Raw genomic sequence first — 17,929 nt, forward strand, 5'->3', positions numbered from 1 at the left:
GTTGCCCATCTTTTTCGATCCGATAGATCTTAGTAAGAAACAAACCCTCATTGTAGTGAGCGGGATTGTATTTAGTGTGATTTCGGGTATTTACGCGATGCTTGAAGCAAGTTAAAAAATCTCGCCCTTCTCTGTTACGGACAGGAAGAGCGAGATTTTTTTATTGATGGTTCCCCTCTACAGGGGCTCGTGTGAATGCTTAACGCAAAGGCTCGAACCCCTCTGCTTGCTTCAGAATCCGCTCAATTTCCGCGCATGTCTCTGGTTGAAGCGTCACCTCGACTGCTTTCACATTTTCTTCGATTTGTGTCGGTTTAGTGGCCCCAATGAGTGCAGCGCTGATACCCGGTTCTCTCAGAATCCAGGCAAGCGCGAGCTGTGACAGGGTGACACCCAAATCCTTCGCCAGCTTATCCAGCTCCTGGACACAGTTTAGAACGGTATCGTTCATGTAACTGCTGATGACATGATTGACGGAGGCATCAGCCCCGCGGCTGCCCGTCGGTAAAGGTTGTCCCGGTTTGTATTTACCCGTGAGGATACCTTGGGCCAGAGGCGAAAATACAATTTGGCCGATACCTACCTGCCCCGATACGGGGAGTACCTCATGTTCGATATAACGCTCGAACATATTATAGATCGGCTGGTTGGCAATCAGCGGACGCAGATTCAGCCTTTTTCCAATGCCATAAGCATCCGTGAGCTGGGCAGCACTCCATTCGCTTACCGCAGCATACAGGATCTTGCCTTGAGCCTGAAGGTCATCCAGAGCCCGCAGCGTCTCTTCCAAAGGGGTGTCCGGATCATAACGATGGCAGAAGTAAATGTCGATATAATCCGTGCCAAGACGCTTAAGACTAGCCTCGCATTGCTCCATAATGTGCTTGCGGGACAGTCCCCTGTCATTGGGACCGGAATCCATAGGAAAGTAAACCTTCGTAGATAACACATAGCTTTCTCTTCGATAAGGCTTAAGGGCGGCTCCCATAGCCTTTTCGCCCTCACCCCGATTATACGCATTGGCGGTATCAAAGAAATTAATTCCGAGTTCAAAGGCTTTGGCAATACAGGTATGAGCTGCTTCCTGCTCGGCGGCTGTCCCGTACGTCAACCAACTGCCCAAACCGATTTCACTGATTTTAAGACCACTGTTGCCTACATTTCTATATTTCATATCTGTTCCTTCTTTCGTAAGAGGATAGCCTTCTTATATTCTAGCATGTAAACCCTTTCACGAAAACGAATTCCATAGGAATCAGGTAGTTGCCTCATTTCACTTTTCCGCATTGTAAATGCTGATGGAATTTTGATCAAATATATAATAAAAAAATAGCAAGGATGCTGTAACATCCCTGCTATTTAGCAATAGCCGCTTTTAAGGGCAATCACTCCGTTATTTACATCTTTCCTCTCTCAGATCCCATTCGGAAAAAGCGCATCGTATGCAGGACAAGGCAATTTGTCGAGAAACTCCTCTAGTGCCTTGGGTTTATGGATGTAAATGTCTTTTAGAGAGGTTCCGTTGTAAATGTTTCCGATGACCACGGGGTGGCACAGTTCACAGATCAGAATATCACCATTCCCGTGAAGATGAAGCTGCTTTTTACCATCCACGCAGTTGGAAAAATAAACACCTGGCTGCTCCTTGAAGCCCAGCGCTTCTGCAAAACGATCCATACAGGTGAAATACAGCACGGTATCATCCTTTTTATGTGCGATCAAGTCATGAACGGAACGAACAAGTGCTTCCTTGGTGGAGATAGCGTTCCAGTTGGTATGATCCATCACGATGCTATTTTGGATTTCATGAATTCGTACACCGAGTTCATATACTTTCTCGCTGATTGCCGGCATGTTGTTCTGCGTCTCGGCAAATAGCAAAGTCTCCAGCACCGTTTCCAGTTTGGCTTCGGTACATAACCGAATATTCTGGGCGATTGTCTCATACATGCGCGGATGAACATGATAATATGCCGCATATTTTTCGGGGTCCGTGAAGTTGAAGGAGATATGGATGTTGGAAAGTCCCGCGTCACGCAACCTCTCAATTCGTTCAGGACTGAGCAAGCTGGCATTAGTGTTGAGCTGGGTAGCGATTCCCTTGCTCGAACAGTGAGCCACAATGTCCAGACAGTCCTGATACTTCAAGGTCACCTCTCCCCCGGACAACCGCACGCGCTTTAAGGTGGGGATTTCATCAATGATGCGTATCACTTCTTTACTGCTGATGCATTGTCCATCATTACGCTGGTATGCGCAGCAATAATCGCATTTAAAATTACAATTGGAGGTGACTCCAACTTCCAGCCCCTCCAATTCGTAGATACCTGGCTTTTCCAGTTCAAGCGCTTTATATTTGTTCTCTATACTCACTTTCTTATGATCCTCCCGATCTCAGGCTTGTGTCTTGAATTCCCTTGAGATTATACAGAATGAGGATGGCTTGGAGATATGACATTGGTAACGGTTGGCGGCAAAAATCATAGTATTCTATAAATCTATAGGCTAAAAAATATACAAAACTGAATTTACACTAACCTTTATGTAAGTACCTGTACTAAAAGTGCATACTTACTTATTTGCAGTGCGTACTCTATACTCTAGAAGTAAATCATATTCAAGGAGGGCAAATCTTTGAAAACTCTCATTATCGTATCGCACCCAAACATAGAAAAATCCGTGATTAATAAGCGATGGGTAGAAGAACTCAAAAAATATCCTGAAAAGTATACTGTACACGAATTGTATAACATTTACCCTGATGGAAACATTAATGTGGAAAAAGAACAGCAATTAATTGAATCACATCGTAATCTTGTTTTACAGTTCCCGGTCTATTGGTTTAATTGTCCGCCACTTCTTAAAAAGTGGCTTGACGATGTTTTTGCTTATGGTTGGGCATATGGTTCAAATGGAGGGGATAAATTAAAGAATCGTAAAGTCGGCTTAGCTGTATCTGCCGGAATCAAAAAAGAAGATTACAGCGAAGAGGGAAGATACCGCTATACGCTTGAACATTTATTATCTCCTTTTGAAACTACATTGCTATACTGCAATGCGGATTATCGTTCGTTTTTTGCGTTTTATGGTATAGAAAGCGAACCTGGTGAAAATGAGCCTGGCAAAGAAAATGAGCTGGTTACACCCCATTTGGAAAATAGCGCGAAAGATTATTTGAATTTTGTGGACAACCTGTAATAGTAGCTTTATTAAAGCTACAAAAAAGAAGTATTTCCTTGTTTAGGAGATACTTCTTTTTGAATTAGACTAAATAGATATGCCTACTGTTGTATAGCCTCCAGAGCTGGCGAACTGTTATTCTCTCCCCACTCGCACATCATATTTAACAATGGAATGAGAGAAAGACCGCGTTCAGATAATGAATATTCAACTTTTGGAGGGACTTGGGGAAATTCCTTGCGTATGATCAGGCCATCTGCCTCCAGTTCTTTCAACATAATGCTTAGCGTTTTAAAAGAAATGGTACCGATCCTTCGCTTCAGCTCATTATGCCGCATAACCTTATTTTCAGATAGACAATACAAAATGATCATTTTATATTTACCGCCTATTAAGGACAACGTATATCCGAACCCAGTATCTTTTAGCATCACACCAGTAGGAACACAGCTTTCACTCATAAGTTACACTCTCCTTTCGGTGGGTATAAGACATAAATATGCATACTGTGTTATTTTACAGTGTTACTGAAAGGAGGTAAAGTAAGATCGGCTTTTCGCTATACTGCTTGGTTAAAGATACTTTTAATAAGTTGGCAAAACGATTTAACATTCATTCCTTCTTACAATAGTTGCCCTCCAATTGTGAGCGATATGTGAACTGAGCATACTTCTCATTTCCAAATCCATACTGAATATATCTGTTGGTAATGGAGGCGGAAGGTAGTGGACAAAAAGATGAACCTGCTCATGTTCAGCGGGGATTACGATAAGGCGATGGCTGGACTGATTTTGGCGAATACGGCTCGGGAATTGGACGTGGACGTGACGATGTTTTTTGCGTTCTGGGGACTATTTCTGGTCCGTGATCCTGATAAGATGACGCTTGAGGACAAGACGATTTATGAAAAAATCATGGGCTGGATGACCCCAAAAGGACCTGAGGAGCTGCCGTTGTCCAAAATGAATTTTAGCGGTCTGGGCAAGCTGATGCTGACAGAAATGATCGAAGATAACGAAGCCCCGAAGCTGATTCATTTCTTGAAGGGGGCACGGAAAAAGAACGTCAAATTTTATGCCTGCAAGCTATCGGTGGACATTATGGGTTTTAAACCCGAAGAATTCATACCTGAATTAGAAATTATCGAGGCCAAAACGTATCTCAAAGATGCGCTCGAATCCGATATGCAGCTGTTCATATAAGCTGTACGCACGCCTTGTCCGGCTTTCGGATGAGGCTTTTATTTTGACAAAATGATGACATCCGCCTATTTTTCTTAACCCATTCGGGTCTTCCTACGTACCCTAGAACGACAGAACCACGTGGGAGGCGCCGCAGTATGCTCAAGGCTCGGATCGGAAGCAACAATAGTGCGTACCAGCCTTCTGGCGAGGCTTATTTCGCACGGTATCGGGAAGGTACGATTGGATATCGTCAAACCTTTGAATCTCCATACGGGCCAAAAAAGCTGGTGTATGCGGATTGGGCAGCCAGCGGCCGTCTGTATGGACCTATTGAGTCCAAAATAGCTAACCATTTCGGCCCTTTTGTAGCGAATACCCATACGGAGTCTAATTTGACAGGTACCCTGATGACCCAAGCCTACGAAGAGGCAAAGCGAATCATTAAGAACCACGTTCATGCCAACGAACAAGACATCATTCTGTTTGCCGGGTCTGGTATGACAGGGGCAATAAATAAGCTTCAACGCATGCTGGGATTGAAAATACATGAAAAATTAAAGCATCACTACCCTATCGCTGAAAAAGAACGTCCCGTTATTTTTGTCACCCATATGGAGCATCACTCGAATCATATCTCCTGGGCTGAAACGATTGGAGACGTCGTGTGCATTCCTCCCAGTCCCGGTGGTACCGTTGATCCAGCAAATCTGGAACGTATGCTGCTTCAATTCCGTCATCGCCCTATCAAGATCGGCGCTTTTACAGCCTGTTCCAATGTTACGGGGTTTGAACCGCCGATTTATCAGCTGTCCCGCAAAATGCATGAGCATGGCGGGGTTTGTTTCATTGATTTTTCCGCAAACGCTCCTTATGCCGCGATCAACATGCATCCCGCAGAGCCGCTTGAAAGATTGGATGCTATTGTATTTTCTCCCCACAAATTTCTCGGTGGCCCCGGAACAAGCGGTGTTCTCATTATGGATTCGAAACTAAGCCTCAACCATGCCCCGGATCAGCCTGGAGGCGGTACGGTAAGCTGGACCAATCCTTGGGGTGGGTACGAATATAAAGACAATATCGAAGCACGCGAGGATGGGGGGACTCCTGCTTTTCTACAGGCCATTCGAACGGCGCTCTGCATTCAACTGAAAGAACAGATGGGCCAAAGCCGCATTTTGGAGCGCGAAAAGGAGTTAACGTCATTATTGTTAAAAGGGTTGGAAGTAATACCACACTTGCACGTTTTAGGTGGAAGAAGCCAAGAACGACTCGGAATCGTTTCTTTCGTTGTCGACCACATCCACTACAATCTGATCGTAAAATTACTGAATGATCGGTTCGGAATCCAGGTCCGCGGCGGTTGCTCCTGTGCAGGAACGTATGGACACTATTTGCTGGGTATCGACCAACAAACCTCTAATGAGATGTCAGACCTCATCCATGCGGGAGACCTATCGAGAAAACCCGGCTGGGTGCGCCTATCCCTCCATCCCATAATGACGAATCAGGAAGTCTCCTATCTGACCTCTTCCATACGAGCGGTTGTAGAAAATATTATAGTGTGGCAAAAGGATTATACGTATCAGCCCGACTCCAACGAGTGGCGTTCTATTCGTGAACATAAAAAAATAGATGTTAGCAAATGGTTCAATTTTAGCGATTAAGAAACCTTCGTCCACTCCCTTCTCTTAAGTGCCCTTTGTTGAATACTCGATAACTCTCAAATAAGAAAGGAGCCACCTTGTACCAAAGGCCAGCTCCTTTCTTATTTATCCATCCACTTAGAAGAAAAACGTTTATTTACTCTCAGCTTCCCACTTGGATATTTCCTCGCGAACCCGTGGGGCTACCTCTGTTCCCAATAGCTCAATGGCTCTCATGACATCCTCGTGCGGCATCGTGCCTACAGGTACGTGCAACAGAAAGCGTGTAATGCCTACCTGCTTGCGCAGGTGAATGATTTTCTGGGCAACCATATCGGGATCGCCTACATACAGCGCCCCTTCAAAGCTACGCGCGGCATCAAAGCTGGAACGAGTGTAAGGTCCCCATCCACGCTCCCGCCCAAGCACATTCATACTCTGCTGGGTGGAAGGGAAAAACTTGTCGGCTGCAAGCTCGGTATTTTCTGCGATAAAACCATGGGAGTGGGATGCAACCGGAAGTAATGATGCGTCGTGCCCTGCGTGCGCAGCCGCTTTTTTATACAGCTCCACCAATGGTGCAAATTGCACAGGACTACCGCCAATAATCGCCAGCACCAACGGCAATCCGAGCAAGCCCGCGCGAACCACGGATTCCTGATTGCCTCCGCTACCAATCCATACGGGCAACGGGTCCTGAACCGGACGTGGATACACGCCCAGATTATTGATCGCAGGCCGATGTCCACCTTTCCAGGTGACTTTTTCCGAATCCCGTATTTTCAACAACAGTTCGAGTTTTTCATCAAACAGTTCGTCATAGTTATCTAAATCATAGCCAAACAGCGGGAAGGATTCGATAAAAGAACCCCGGCCTGCCATGATTTCAGCTCGTCCATTCGAGATGCTGTCCAGCGTAGCAAAATCCTGAAATACACGTACCGGATCATCCGAGGAAAGCACCGTAACCGCGCTGGTCAGCCGAATCCGCTGGGTCTGCGAAGCAGCAGCACCTAATATTACCGCAGGAGCAGATGCCGCATAATCTTTACGATGATGCTCTCCCACGCCATATACATCCAGCCCTACCCGATCTGCAAGCACAATCTCCTCGACAACTTCACGTATTCGTTGCGCATGACTGATGACCTCACCCGTTTGTGTATCCGGCGTTGTTTCTACAAATGTGCTGATACCTATCTCCACTTGCCCTACCCCCTACTTCAATGTCTCGTTCCCATCGGCTGCTTTGTAAGCAAACCATTTTAAAAACCGATATCTTTATTTTGAACTTTTTTTATAACTTTTTCAAGCTCTACTTTCTAAATATGAAACCGGCTTAAGAGAACCTGAGGATTTTCCGCAGGAAACGATATCTTTCTGTCGAATATTTTATGGAATAAAAGAGATTTCAATCCTCACAGCGTGAATACAACAAGGGGGCTCATACATCCATGGCTTTTGTCATCAATAACCTAAAGGATAACAGCAATGTCGCCATCGCAGACCAATTAGGTGGATTTACCGTATTGGAATACATCTCGGATTTAAGCTGCACCTCGGTTGCGGCTGCGGAAGCCAATTACTATATGAGCAAAAGTAACATGCGCCGCAAGCAGCTCATGATCGAAATCAACAATAGTGAAATTATGATGAAGGCGGGCGCCATGCAATATACGGTGGGCAGTATGGAGATGACTACCGGCGTAAAAGGCGTAGGGGGCTTAATGCGAAATTTGGTGTCCGGTGCTGTAACGGGAACAAGTGCCATCAAACCTCTCTATAAAGGCACAGGTACGATTATGCTGGAACCTACTTATAGTTACATTTGGCTCATTGATGTCGATAATGATCACATTGCTATCGAAGACGGCTTATTTTTAGCTTGTGAAACTACGCTGGACATATCCGTTGTTGCCCGTAGCAACCTTTCTTCGGCCGCTCTGGGTGGAGAAGGATTATTTAATTTAAGCGCTCGGGGAAAAGGAGTTCTTGCCCTGCAAGCGCCTATCCCTTCCGAGGAAGCGGTCGTTATAGAATTGCAAAATGATGTGCTAAAAGTGGACGGCAACTTTGCCCTCATGTGGTCCAATACCTTACAGTTTACCGTCGAGAAATCCGGGAAAACCAAAATGGGCTCGGCTGCTTCCGGCGAAGGGCTGGTCAATGTGTACAGGGGAACCGGAACCGTTTGGCTGGCACCGCTGTAAACGATGTATAATCCAAGGAGAAGCGCCTAGCTTCTCCTTTTCTAAATCCTCATTGAACTGAAAAGTGTCTCTGCAATACGTTGAGATAAACAGCATATTTCTTTTTCCAATTCAAGTTTCAGGGCTGTTGCTGTTGGTCCATCTATGACTATGATTCTACCTCCTGAAGCTGTCCGAATATAAAGAAAAACCCCTCTTATATCAAAGGGTTTTTCCAGTACAAACTCCAAACTCGTTGGGTTACATTAACATAGCTTTTAGTTCTTTTTCACAAACTCCGATTTTAATTTCATCGCTCCGAAGCCATCAATTTTGCAATCAATATCATGATCGCCTTCCACCAGACGGATATTCTTTACTTTTGTGCCGATTTTCAGGACGGATGAGCTTCCTTTGACTTTAAGGTCTTTAATGACGGTTACAGAATCACCGTCCTGCAGAACGTTACCATTGGCATCTTTGATGACTTTTACATCTTCGTTATTTGCTGCTTCTGAATCGGAAGACCACTCATGAGCGCATTCCGGGCAAATGAAAAGACTCCGATCCTCGTACGTGTATTCTGAATTACATTCCGGGCAATTTGGCAAATTAGACATATTTGTATGTACTCCATTCATTATCAATTCTACACCTGTGATCGTCCTATGAAACAAACCTTGCTCCAAGCCCTCCTTGGAGTTCCTTACAAGTATATTGGATAATCAGCAACGATTCCACTAATAGAGGAAATTAGTTTAGGATTTTCCTTTCCTTTTGAAATGATTATGATGATTGAAAAAGGATGCCCACCTCGTTAGGTAGCATCCTTCATCATGAGCAGAACCATATATTGAAAATGTACTCTACGGCACGTTTATGCCTTTGTTTGCTCAACCAGCTCACGAATTCCTTGGCTAAGCGGCGTAAGCGGGCGTTTCAGAAGCTTCTCGAAATCGTTGCTTACGACATCCAAAGCTCCTTCGCGAATCGCTTGTTGAATACCGACCACAATAGGGATTGCGGCTTCTGGTACTCCCGCACCGAGCATAATGTCGGCATACGCAGCATCGTCTACCTGTTGTACAGGCACATCCTTGCCCAGCACCTCAGCAAGAATCGCCGCAAACTCTTCTTGGGTAATCGGCTTGCCGGAAAGCTCATATATTGTGTTTTCATGCCCTTCGCCGGATAATACGTTTGCCGCCGCTTGCGCATAATCTGCACGGGCAGCCCAACCTACTTTACCGGAACCTGCTGAGGTCAGCCAAGGAGCCCCGGCCAGCACGGATTGAATCGTGCCTGCTTCATTTTCAAGATACCAGTTATTGCGCAGGAAAGAGTAAGGGATGCCCGATTCGCGAATGAACTCTTCCGTTATACGATGTACAGGTGCAAGGAACAAAGTGCTGTCGGCCGCATTGGCAGCGCTGGTATAAGCGATGAAGCCTACTCCCGCACGTACAGCAGCATCCACAGCAGCCTTATGCTGGCGGATTCTCGTATCATTATCGCCTTCTGCGGATATAATCAGCAGTCGGTCTACACCAGTAAACGCTTGGTCCAGCGTCTCCGGTTTATCAAAGTCGCCATGACGAACGTCAACGCCACGGGCACGCAAGTTTTCTGCTTTTTCCGGATTTCTCACGCTAACAATAAGGTCTTCTGCCGATACGGATGCAAGCAACGCCTCTACCACGATGGAACCCAATTGCCCGGTTGCTCCTGTTAATGCGATTTTCATATGAAATCCTCCATTCAGATTTTATTTACCTTTCTATAGTAACTATAAATATGACGCTTGTCTAATTTGGAGTCAAAAGTTCTGCTTTTCGGGTAAGGGTTAGTAATCCAAACTTTCTCCTATAGAGAGGAACATGTGTATGAAGCAAGCCATGATTATTGTAAATCCATCTTCTGGAAAAGAGGAAGCAGTCGAACATGTCAGAAACGTAGAAGACATTCTACGTGACAAAGGATACGACGTTACGATCAAGGAGACGGCAAAAGAACTGGACGCTACGCGGTTTTGCACCACGGCGTGCGAGGAAGGCTATAACCTGGTCGTGTCCATCGGCGGGGATGGCACACTTCACGAAACGATCAACGGCCTTATGGATCAAGACCACCGCCCTAAGCTGGGTGTTGTCCCCCTTGGGACGGTCAATGATTTTGCCCGTGCCTTACAAATTCCGCTGAACCCCGAGCAGGCGATCCGTACACTCACTTCTTCCAGCGTAAAAACAGTAGATATGGGCCGATTAAACGACCAATTGTTTGCCAACATTGTTGCCGCAGGCTCACTCGCTGAATCGCTGTCTTCCGTATCGTCCGACGATAAGTCCATGTTTGGCACGTTTGCCTACTTAAAAGAAGGCATTAAAGAACTCATCGGCAATGCTGCCCACCCTCTCGTCATACGTTATGATGAACAGACCTGGGTAGGGGAATCCCCTCTCTTTCTCGCTGCTTTAACCAACTCGGTCGGCGGATTCGAAAAACTGGCGCCCGATGCTGCTGTTGACGATGGTCTACTTCACTGCCTTATTTTCAAAAACCTCAATATATTGAATACTGTGACGGCCAGCCTATCCTTATTGTTCGGCAGCCTGAAAGATCATAAGGATGTAGTTTACTTTACCGCAAAGCATGTAAGTGTCAGCTCCGCAGAATCGGTCAGTACGAATGTAGATGGGGAGGCAGGGCCGTCTTTACCCATTGAGCTTCGGATTTTACCACGTCATATTGAGGTGATTGTGCCGGAAGAGGAGGTCGAAGGCAATTGATGACTACACGGCTGCTGTCAGTGAATTAAATGTTAGGCAGATTGATGCATTAAAGCGAATTGTTAAAGAGGTACGCGGGGCGTTTGAATAAAAGGGGCGCTCCCGCTCAGGATTGAGGCTCGTATTCGCTCAATTTTCCTTCATAAATCAAATGCAGTCGGTCGCTTTGCCGAAAATCGTCCGGCGTAATAAGAGCGGGCAACTTGTTCCATATTTTTATGCCGGATCGCTGTAAAATTTCCGCGACGAACTGCGAACAAAAATAGGAATTGCTGAACTCGACGGGTTCTTTGAGTGCAATACCAATCAAACCCAGTAAGTTATACATATATTTTTGACGACTTCGGATGAAGACGTGTAGGACCCGTTTCATTTTTTCGACTTCGCGGTCGGTTACTTGAAGCTCGTAGATGACACATGTTGTATTCGGAAATCTGCTATATGTACCTGTCTTAATATCCTCTTTCACGAAACCACCATCCAGCGGGTTATTGGGGGTCTTTCTCCCGAAGCTGTATAACTCCGAAAGTTCTCGGTTGAAGGAAATAGAGGCGTGATTGTATGGCGCTCTCGTATAGCTTTTAATGACTCTCGTAAGAAATGTTCCTGTATTCGTAAGCAAGATAAAGACAGATTGATCAGCTACCATTTACAAAATTTCTCCTTATCAAGTTTGGATTATTCCTTCATAATAACATAGGAATCCTATAATGGACTCCTACCTCGCGATAAGTTGGTGATTGGCAATGGACAGCTCGCTATTAACGTTAATCCTTATTTTCACAGCCTTATTGGCTATCCAATTGATTTATGTTGTGATCGTCAAAACACAGCCCAACAAAGACTATGCAGCCATCGGACTTCGCATCAAAACCTGGTGGGGCATGTTCTTTATCTTTTGCTTGGCAACTCTTTTTAATCCGATTGTTTCACTGCTTTCCCTGATGGCACTCACTTTCTTTGCGCTGAAAGAATATTTCTCCATGATCAAATCCAGAAAAGCCGATCGCAGACTTTTTTTGTGGGCGTACTTGGCGATTCCTGTGCAGTTTTATTGGATTTATATCGGGTGGTACGGGATGTTTATTGTCTTTATCCCTATTTATGTATTCTTGCTCCTGCCGCTCCCGCGATTGATTAACAAAGGAACGGTCGGTTTTCTGCGCAGTGTCAGCTCAACCCAGTGGGGGCTTATGCTGATGGTTTTCGGGCTTAGTCACTTGGCCTACTTTCAATTTGCTACACCGCAATACGGGGCGAAACTCGTACTTTTTCTAGTGGTGTTGACGCAACTCAATGATGTTGCACACTATCTGGCATCTCTCTATTTCGGTAAGCGGAAAGTTGTTCCAACCTCCAACCCACATTTAACTTGGGAAGGCTTTGCATTTGCGTTTATCGTGACGATAGGGGCTTCCTATCTGATCTATCCCTACCTGACGCCATTTGATCTGAAATTCGGGCTCATTTTCGGTATGCTGATCAGCTTGAGCGGCTTCTTCGGCAGCTTAACGATTTCCGTGCTGAAGCGAGATTTATTAATCGGCGATGACGATAAGTTCGATGCTTTGAAAAAAAGCTACTTAAGCCGGGTCGATAGCCTGACCTACACCTCGCCCGTCTTTTTTCACGTGATTCGTTATTTTTTTGGCTTTATGTAGCGATTACATGGCTCAAACCTCGTATGAATAGATGATCATGGAACACGGTATCTTGCTATGAAAAAGCAGCCTATCCTCACCTAAGGATAGGCTGCTTTTGCGTGTACTACCGTTGCAGGGCATTCCTAATCCTGCTAATCCCTTCACGAATTTCGTTTTCCTTTAGATGCCCGTAGCCCATTAGCAGTCGGTTCCCTTCTAGCTGTGCCGCAAATACATTTTCACTACGGAGACATTCCAGCAAATTCTCTCGGAGTGGGAACTGAAACTCTGCTACCAAATGTAAACCAGCCGATCGGCCACATACCCGGTATTGCCCTGTAAAATGCTGCTCCAGGCTATCAAGCAGGACCTGACAACGCTTGGCGTACACTTTTTTCATCTTATGTACATGCTTATGAAGGAGTCGCTTCCTGATATATCGACTCAACACAATTTGCTCCAGGCTCGCCGTCTGGTAATCCGCCAGTTGCTTTAAACGGATAAAATCAGCGACTCGTGATGGGGGAAGAACAATATAGCCGATCCGCAGTGCGGGGAACAAAATTTTGCTAAACGTCCCGACATATAGCACCCGTTCTGGGTCCAGACTCTGCAAGGAGTGGACGGGCGCCCCATCATACCGGAACTCACTGTCATAATCATCTTCGAGCAGAAGGCATCCTGTCCGGGCTGCATACTGGATAAGCTCGATCCGCCTTTGGATCGGCAAGATACCTCCCAGCGGGAACTGGTGCGAGGGTGTAAGATATGCCAGCTTGGGGTGTCTCTTTTGCGGCAGATCGGCTGTTATAACTCCCGAATCATCAACAGGCATGCTCCGCAGTGTGGCCCCTGTAGCCGACAGAATGCTTTTTAAATCTTCATTTGTCGGTTCCTCTACCAGAGCTTCGTCCCCAGCTGACAGCAACAGACGGGTGACAAGCTGAATCGCTTGTACTGCTCCGCTAGTGATTACAATATGTTCCGGTCTGGCTTTCACTCCCCTGGTGTGAACCAAATAGTCGGCCAGCTCCCTTCGTAACTCAGGCTCTCCAGCAGGGTCACCATAACCCAGTGCCAGATCAGGAGCCTCTTTGCATACGCTCTGAAGCAAGTCGGCCCATGATTTGCGCGGGAACAATTCCAATGCGGGGAGGCCTGTCCGGAAGGAAATTACCGACACCTCATTTGAATATGGAGTATTCATTGCAGACGCAGACGCCTCGATAGGCGGTGCGGATACATAACCTGGAAGAACGGCCCCCTCGGCTACATAGGTACCTGAACCCGGGCGCGCAATGGCTAAGCCTTCGGCTAGCAGCATTTCATAAGCTTCGAGAATAACATTCCGGGAAACGTTCAACTGTAAGGCCAGCACCCGGGTCGAAGGAAGTTTATATCCTGCTTGCAGTTCTCCGGCTAAAATACGGTCCCGTATCGCTTGATACACCTGACGCAGCATCGGAACTGTCACATTCTTATCGATAGATACCCACATAGGCTGCCCCCTCAAGCGGTACTGTCAAAAACCTCTTCAACTGGATCTACAAGTGCCCAGTTTCTATTGCTACAGTATATATCAATATCTGTACAAGAGGTGAGATGAAATGAACAAACCAACCTTTTCGACTTACATGGAATTAGTGATCGCAACCTCCATTGTCGGCAGTTCTGTGGTAGTCGGTAAACTGGTCGTGATGCGGCTGCCTGTTTTTTTATCGCAATCTGCCAGTCTGGTCGTTGCCCTTCTGTTCTTGGTACCCATTGTATTCATCAAGAAATATTCACTAAGGATCAGCAAACGGGATGCATTAATCCTGTTCATTCAGGCTCTGATCGGCATGTTTCTCTTCCGCGTCCTAATGCTGTACGGGCTGGCCTACGCCTCTGCTTCCGAAAGTGGAATTTTAACAAGCTTGACCCCAGCTATCGTTGCACTTCTTTCGTATGTACTGCTGAGAGAAAAGATTACGCTACGCCCCGGTCTCGGGATCGCCTGTTCACTGCTCGGTGTTTTGGCACTGCAAGTACCTCACATATCGGCGCTCTGGTCCAATGCTCCCAACGCAACCTCGTTCATTGGCCTGCTGCTTGTTCTGTCTGCTGTGTTTGGAGAAGCGGCACTGACAGTGTTACGCAAGATGCTATCCAGCCAGGTCTCTTCCCTGCTTGGAACCATGTATATAACACTCTTTTCATTCTTCATGTTTCTGGCTTGTTCCTTTGGGGAGGCCCAACAGTTCAACTTTAACCACGTTGGTGCAGGGGAGATTGGGCTAGTCTTATATTATGGTATCTTTGTCACAGCATTAGCCTACGTATTATGGTTTCGGGGCGTGTCAAGAGTACCGGCTAGTACAGCAGCTGTATACACGGGTTGTATTCCCGTCAGTACACTGCTGCTGTCCTATATCATCCTCCGTGAATCCTTCTCATTTGCTCATCTAGCTGGTGCAGGCTTTGTATTTCTGGGCATCATGCTCATGTCACGCGGTGAACGCCGCTGACTCACGCAAAGACCTTCTCAAAAAAGAGGCTCCCGACTGAAACTTCGGGAGTCTCTCTTCTTTGATTCAAGTTCTTAGCGCATTGAATTAATGCACCTGATCCAGCAATTGATATACTTCTTCCTTCGTTGTAGCTGCCAGAAGCGCCTCTCGGAAATGATCGTCCATCAGCTTACGCGATAACATTTGCAGCACTTTCAGATGCGCATTTTCCTTGCTGTTGCGCGGTACGGCAATCATGAAGATCAGTTTTGCTTCACTTCCGTCTGCACTATTCCAGTCAACACCGCCCTGCTTGATGCCGAAGACCACGCTTGGCTTCAGGACAGCTTCCGATTTGCCATGAGGAATGGCAATATTCATTCCAATACCTGTGGAGCCTTCTTTCTCTCTGGCTAATATTGCCTGTTTGAAATCACTGGCAGAGCTTACGGCTCCAGTTCTCTCAAGTGCTCCGATCATTTCATCAATCACAGCATCTCGTGTCGTTCCTTCTAGATCCAAATTAATCAGATCCATCGTTACAATATTCGTCAGTTTCTCAATGTGAACAGCTTGCGGAGACACGGCTGGCCCGTTATTTGTAACGGTTGTTGAAGCAGATGACTCCGCAGCGGCCGTTGTAGTAATCGCAGATTGTCCAGCTCCTGCGGTAGAATGTCCAGGCATCGCTTCCCCAGTAACAATTCGGCAGACCCTGGCTTTACCGCCACTGACTTAAATGGCTTTACAGGACCGGGTTCGGTACAACAAGCTGCTGCTGTCGTTGTTCGCCTAGCCACATTAGATGAAGAGGGGCCGACAGGAAGGTTTTTCGACGCAAACGGAGAAATACCTTGGTGATCGTTACAACTAGGGAGTGAGATACTTTGCAGGAAATTCCGGAGACCATAACCTCTATTAGTCAAGCTGCAGAACTAACAGGTTTAACAGAGGATACCATACGTTATTATGAGCGAATTGGCTTGCTGCCTTATGCAGAACGAAAGGCCAATGGACACAGGTTCTATAGTAGGGACCAGATTCAGGGGATTATCTTTTTAACCCGATTAAAAGCCACCGGGATGACCATAGAGGAAATGAAGCATTATCGAGAACTTTCGATGCAAGGCAACAGTACCATCCCTGTCAGACACTCCTTACTTGAAAAACATAATCAGAAGATTCAACAAGAAATTTCCAGACTTATGGAAACCCAAAAAATTATTGAATATAAGCTCAACCATTATCGTGACATCTCTGCAAATCCCAATCTTGGCGATACTAATTGTAACCCTACAACACCCAGCACCAATCCCCTTTTTGCTTCCTCGCTGTTAATAATTAATTCACTTGTCAATACTGGAAATTAAGAGACCAGTAGACGAGAGGGTGTTTTCATATGTTTACCGCTAATGTACCTAATGAAATACTTGAGAAGCTTCTTCATATTCCGGAGCCATGGCATATTGAACGATCCGATTTTGACTTGGAGTTGAAGCAGTTAGATATTTATGTGAGATCAAGAAAACGTGCGCTGTTCGCTTGTTCTCATTGCGGAGCTGAAGGGCAACCGGTTCTTGGCATTGCTGCCAAAGATCGCACTTGGCGTCATTTGAACTTTTTTGAATATCCTTGTTATCTTCATGCCGAACTTCCGAAGACTCATTGTGGACACTGTCATCGCACGATGCGCGTACATGTTCCTTGGGCCTTAGATAAACCCAAGCATTATTTCACGCTCCATTTTGATGCGCTCATTATGAAACTGGCCAAGGATATGCCGATGAATGCGATCTCTCGTCTGGTGAATGAACACGATACGCGACTGTGGCGCATCCTGCATTATTATGTGGATCATGCCATCGCATCGCAGGATCTGTCGTATGTGACCCAAATCAGCACCGATGAAACGTCAGCGAAACGGGGTCACAACTACATTACGATCTTCATGGATCCCGAGCAGAAGAATGTCATTTGTGTAGCCGTTGGACGAGACTCGAGTACGTGGGATCTTTGTAAAGAACGCCTGGAGTCACAAGGGGGAAAAGCGACGAATATAACGGAATTATGCATGGACATGTCGCCTGCTTTTATGAAGGGGGCCGCTACCCATTTCCCGGAGGCGGCGATTACCTTCGATAAGTTTCACGTGATTCAAGCCGTAAACGAAGCGGTAGATGAGGTCCGTCGAAGAGAACAAAAGAACTGTGAGACCTTAAAGAACACGCGGTACATCTGGCTGAAGAATGAACAAAATCTGACGCCTGCTCAAAAAGAGAAGTTAGACAAACTGAAAGACTGTGAACTGGATACAGCCAAAGCCTACCGAATGCGTTGGTGTCTGCAAAAGATCTACCAGTACCCACCGTCCATTGCTCCCGCGGTACTGCAAGACTGGATTGAATGGGGACTACGTTGTCGCCTGGAACCCATGGTTCAAGTTGCCAAAATGCTGCAGAGACATTTCAACGGCGTCGTCCGCTGGTTCACCTCCAAACTAACGAATGGATTACTGGAGGGTACGAACAGCTTATTTCAAGCTGCGAAGAGGAAAGCACGTGGCTACCGTTCGGATAAAAACATAATTGCACTCGTTTATCTCCTTGCAGGAAAGCTGAGTTTTACGCTTAAATAGTAGCTTCGAAGGGGCCTTACCCCTCCCCTTTTAACCCGGTTTTCATAGTTTTGTTGGAAACCCAAAGTAACGTTTTTAGCATGAATTATCGCTAGCGGCGAAGAGCCCCCTTTTTTAAGGGGTTATTTTCATTTTCAGTGGGAGATTGATGGAGCCCCCTTAATTCCCTATAATCCAAAT

Annotated in this window: 17 protein-coding genes and 1 pseudogene; 9 read left to right on the forward strand and 9 right to left on the reverse strand. The window is 46.1% G+C overall.

The window, feature by feature from the left end; all coding sequences use genetic code 11:
- Window positions 1-199: 199 nt before the first annotated feature.
- The gene (locus tag QD47_RS25860) at window positions 200-1,174 is read right to left on the reverse strand and encodes an aldo/keto reductase family protein (protein ID WP_044648809.1); all 975 of its coding nucleotides are present in this window, start codon (window positions 1,172-1,174) and stop codon (window positions 200-202) included.
- Window positions 1,175-1,413: 239 nt separating this feature from the next.
- The gene (locus QD47_RS25865; RefSeq protein ID WP_044648810.1) at window positions 1,414-2,373 is read right to left on the reverse strand and encodes a radical SAM protein; all 960 of its coding nucleotides are present in this window, start codon (window positions 2,371-2,373) and stop codon (window positions 1,414-1,416) included.
- 261 nt (window positions 2,374-2,634) lie between these two features.
- Between QD47_RS25865 and QD47_RS25870 the strand changes: the two genes are divergently transcribed.
- The gene (locus QD47_RS25870; RefSeq protein ID WP_044648811.1) at window positions 2,635-3,198 is read left to right on the forward strand and encodes an NAD(P)H-dependent oxidoreductase; all 564 of its coding nucleotides are present in this window, start codon (window positions 2,635-2,637) and stop codon (window positions 3,196-3,198) included.
- A gap of 83 nt (window positions 3,199-3,281) precedes the next feature.
- On the opposite strand, the gene QD47_RS25875 is transcribed toward QD47_RS25870, so the two are convergent.
- Window positions 3,282-3,641, reverse strand: a complete 360-nt coding sequence (locus tag QD47_RS25875; RefSeq protein WP_044648812.1) for a winged helix-turn-helix transcriptional regulator — start codon at window positions 3,639-3,641, stop codon at window positions 3,282-3,284.
- 264 nt (window positions 3,642-3,905) lie between these two features.
- Between QD47_RS25875 and QD47_RS25880 the strand changes: the two genes are divergently transcribed.
- A complete protein-coding gene (locus tag QD47_RS25880) occupies window positions 3,906-4,382 on the forward strand; it encodes a DsrE/DsrF/DrsH-like family protein (protein ID WP_025686194.1) in 477 nt (158 codons plus the stop codon).
- Between the two features lie 137 nt (window positions 4,383-4,519).
- Complete coding sequence (locus tag QD47_RS25885) at window positions 4,520-6,028, forward strand: aminotransferase class V-fold PLP-dependent enzyme (RefSeq protein WP_044648813.1); 1,509 nt, start codon at window positions 4,520-4,522, stop codon at window positions 6,026-6,028.
- A 132-nt stretch (window positions 6,029-6,160) separates the two neighbouring features.
- Here QD47_RS25885 and QD47_RS25890 read toward each other — a convergent pair whose 3' ends face one another.
- The gene (locus tag QD47_RS25890; RefSeq protein WP_044648814.1) at window positions 6,161-7,213 is read right to left on the reverse strand and encodes an LLM class flavin-dependent oxidoreductase; all 1,053 of its coding nucleotides are present in this window, start codon (window positions 7,211-7,213) and stop codon (window positions 6,161-6,163) included.
- Window positions 7,214-7,461: 248 nt separating this feature from the next.
- Between QD47_RS25890 and QD47_RS25895 the strand changes: the two genes are divergently transcribed.
- Complete coding sequence (locus QD47_RS25895) at window positions 7,462-8,217, forward strand: AIM24 family protein (protein WP_044648815.1); 756 nt, start codon at window positions 7,462-7,464, stop codon at window positions 8,215-8,217.
- 257 nt (window positions 8,218-8,474) lie between these two features.
- On the opposite strand, the gene QD47_RS25900 is transcribed toward QD47_RS25895, so the two are convergent.
- Together QD47_RS25900 and QD47_RS25905 are read right to left on the reverse strand one after the other, a co-directional pair.
- Complete coding sequence (locus QD47_RS25900; RefSeq protein WP_044648825.1) at window positions 8,475-8,816, reverse strand: zinc ribbon domain-containing protein YjdM; 342 nt, start codon at window positions 8,814-8,816, stop codon at window positions 8,475-8,477.
- Between the two features lie 257 nt (window positions 8,817-9,073).
- The gene (locus QD47_RS25905; protein ID WP_044648816.1) at window positions 9,074-9,940 is read right to left on the reverse strand and encodes an SDR family oxidoreductase; all 867 of its coding nucleotides are present in this window, start codon (window positions 9,938-9,940) and stop codon (window positions 9,074-9,076) included.
- 139 nt (window positions 9,941-10,079) lie between these two features.
- Here QD47_RS25905 and QD47_RS25910 point away from each other — a divergent pair, with 139 nt between their 5' ends.
- On the forward strand, window positions 10,080-10,982 hold the full coding sequence (locus QD47_RS25910; protein WP_044648817.1) for a diacylglycerol/lipid kinase family protein: 903 nt from the start codon (window positions 10,080-10,082) through the stop codon (window positions 10,980-10,982).
- A gap of 106 nt (window positions 10,983-11,088) precedes the next feature.
- Here the strand turns inward: QD47_RS25910 and QD47_RS25915 are convergent, their stop codons facing one another.
- Complete coding sequence (locus QD47_RS25915) at window positions 11,089-11,631, reverse strand: hypothetical protein (RefSeq protein WP_044648818.1); 543 nt, start codon at window positions 11,629-11,631, stop codon at window positions 11,089-11,091.
- A 97-nt stretch (window positions 11,632-11,728) separates the two neighbouring features.
- On the opposite strand from QD47_RS25915, the gene QD47_RS25920 reads away from it, so the two are divergent.
- Window positions 11,729-12,643 carry a phosphatidate cytidylyltransferase gene (locus QD47_RS25920; protein ID WP_044648819.1) on the forward strand — a complete coding sequence of 305 codons (915 nt, stop codon included), beginning with the start codon at window positions 11,729-11,731 and terminating at the stop codon, window positions 12,641-12,643.
- Between the two features lie 106 nt (window positions 12,644-12,749).
- Here the strand turns inward: QD47_RS25920 and pdxR are convergent, their stop codons facing one another.
- On the reverse strand, window positions 12,750-14,123 hold the full coding sequence (pdxR, locus tag QD47_RS25925) for a MocR-like pyridoxine biosynthesis transcription factor PdxR (protein ID WP_044648820.1): 1,374 nt from the start codon (window positions 14,121-14,123) through the stop codon (window positions 12,750-12,752).
- A 109-nt stretch (window positions 14,124-14,232) separates the two neighbouring features.
- Between pdxR and QD47_RS25930 the strand changes: the two genes are divergently transcribed.
- The gene (locus tag QD47_RS25930) at window positions 14,233-15,132 is read left to right on the forward strand and encodes a DMT family transporter (protein WP_044648821.1); all 900 of its coding nucleotides are present in this window, start codon (window positions 14,233-14,235) and stop codon (window positions 15,130-15,132) included.
- A gap of 87 nt (window positions 15,133-15,219) precedes the next feature.
- Here the strand turns inward: QD47_RS25930 and QD47_RS25935 are convergent.
- Window positions 15,220-15,816, reverse strand: a pseudogene (locus QD47_RS25935) (PTS sugar transporter subunit IIA); the annotation flags it as partial.
- Window positions 15,817-16,001: 185 nt separating this feature from the next.
- Here QD47_RS25935 and QD47_RS25940 point away from each other — a divergent pair.
- Window positions 16,002-16,484: a MerR family transcriptional regulator gene (locus QD47_RS25940; protein ID WP_044648823.1), complete on the forward strand. Its 483-nt coding sequence runs from the start codon at window positions 16,002-16,004 to the stop codon at window positions 16,482-16,484.
- A 29-nt stretch (window positions 16,485-16,513) separates the two neighbouring features.
- Complete coding sequence (locus QD47_RS25945; protein ID WP_044648824.1) at window positions 16,514-17,749, forward strand: ISL3 family transposase; 1,236 nt, start codon at window positions 16,514-16,516, stop codon at window positions 17,747-17,749.
- Window positions 17,750-17,929: the final 180 nt, after the last annotated feature.

The organism is Paenibacillus terrae, assembly GCF_000943545.1.
GTDB classification, from domain to species: domain Bacteria; phylum Bacillota; class Bacilli; order Paenibacillales; family Paenibacillaceae; genus Paenibacillus; species Paenibacillus terrae_A.

Coding starts and splice junctions, on each gene's coding strand:
- QD47_RS25900 (WP_044648825.1), bottom strand. CDS start 8,816: ATGTCTAATTTGCCAAATTGCCCGGAATGTAATTCAGAATACACGTAC.
- QD47_RS25875 (WP_044648812.1), bottom strand. CDS start 3,641: ATGAGTGAAAGCTGTGTTCCTACTGGTGTGATGCTAAAAGATACTGGG.
- QD47_RS25860 (WP_044648809.1), bottom strand. CDS start 1,174: ATGAAATATAGAAATGTAGGCAACAGTGGTCTTAAAATCAGTGAAATC.
- QD47_RS25905 (WP_044648816.1), bottom strand. CDS start 9,940: ATGAAAATCGCATTAACAGGAGCAACCGGGCAATTGGGTTCCATCGTG.
- QD47_RS25915 (WP_044648818.1), bottom strand. CDS start 11,631: ATGGTAGCTGATCAATCTGTCTTTATCTTGCTTACGAATACAGGAACA.
- QD47_RS25945 (WP_044648824.1), top strand. CDS start 16,514: ATGTTTACCGCTAATGTACCTAATGAAATACTTGAGAAGCTTCTTCAT.
- QD47_RS25920 (WP_044648819.1), top strand. CDS start 11,729: ATGGACAGCTCGCTATTAACGTTAATCCTTATTTTCACAGCCTTATTG.
- QD47_RS25885 (WP_044648813.1), top strand. CDS start 4,520: ATGCTCAAGGCTCGGATCGGAAGCAACAATAGTGCGTACCAGCCTTCT.
- QD47_RS25930 (WP_044648821.1), top strand. CDS start 14,233: ATGAACAAACCAACCTTTTCGACTTACATGGAATTAGTGATCGCAACC.
- QD47_RS25895 (WP_044648815.1), top strand. CDS start 7,462: ATGGCTTTTGTCATCAATAACCTAAAGGATAACAGCAATGTCGCCATC.
- QD47_RS25910 (WP_044648817.1), top strand. CDS start 10,080: ATGAAGCAAGCCATGATTATTGTAAATCCATCTTCTGGAAAAGAGGAA.
- pdxR (WP_044648820.1), bottom strand. CDS start 14,123: ATGTGGGTATCTATCGATAAGAATGTGACAGTTCCGATGCTGCGTCAG.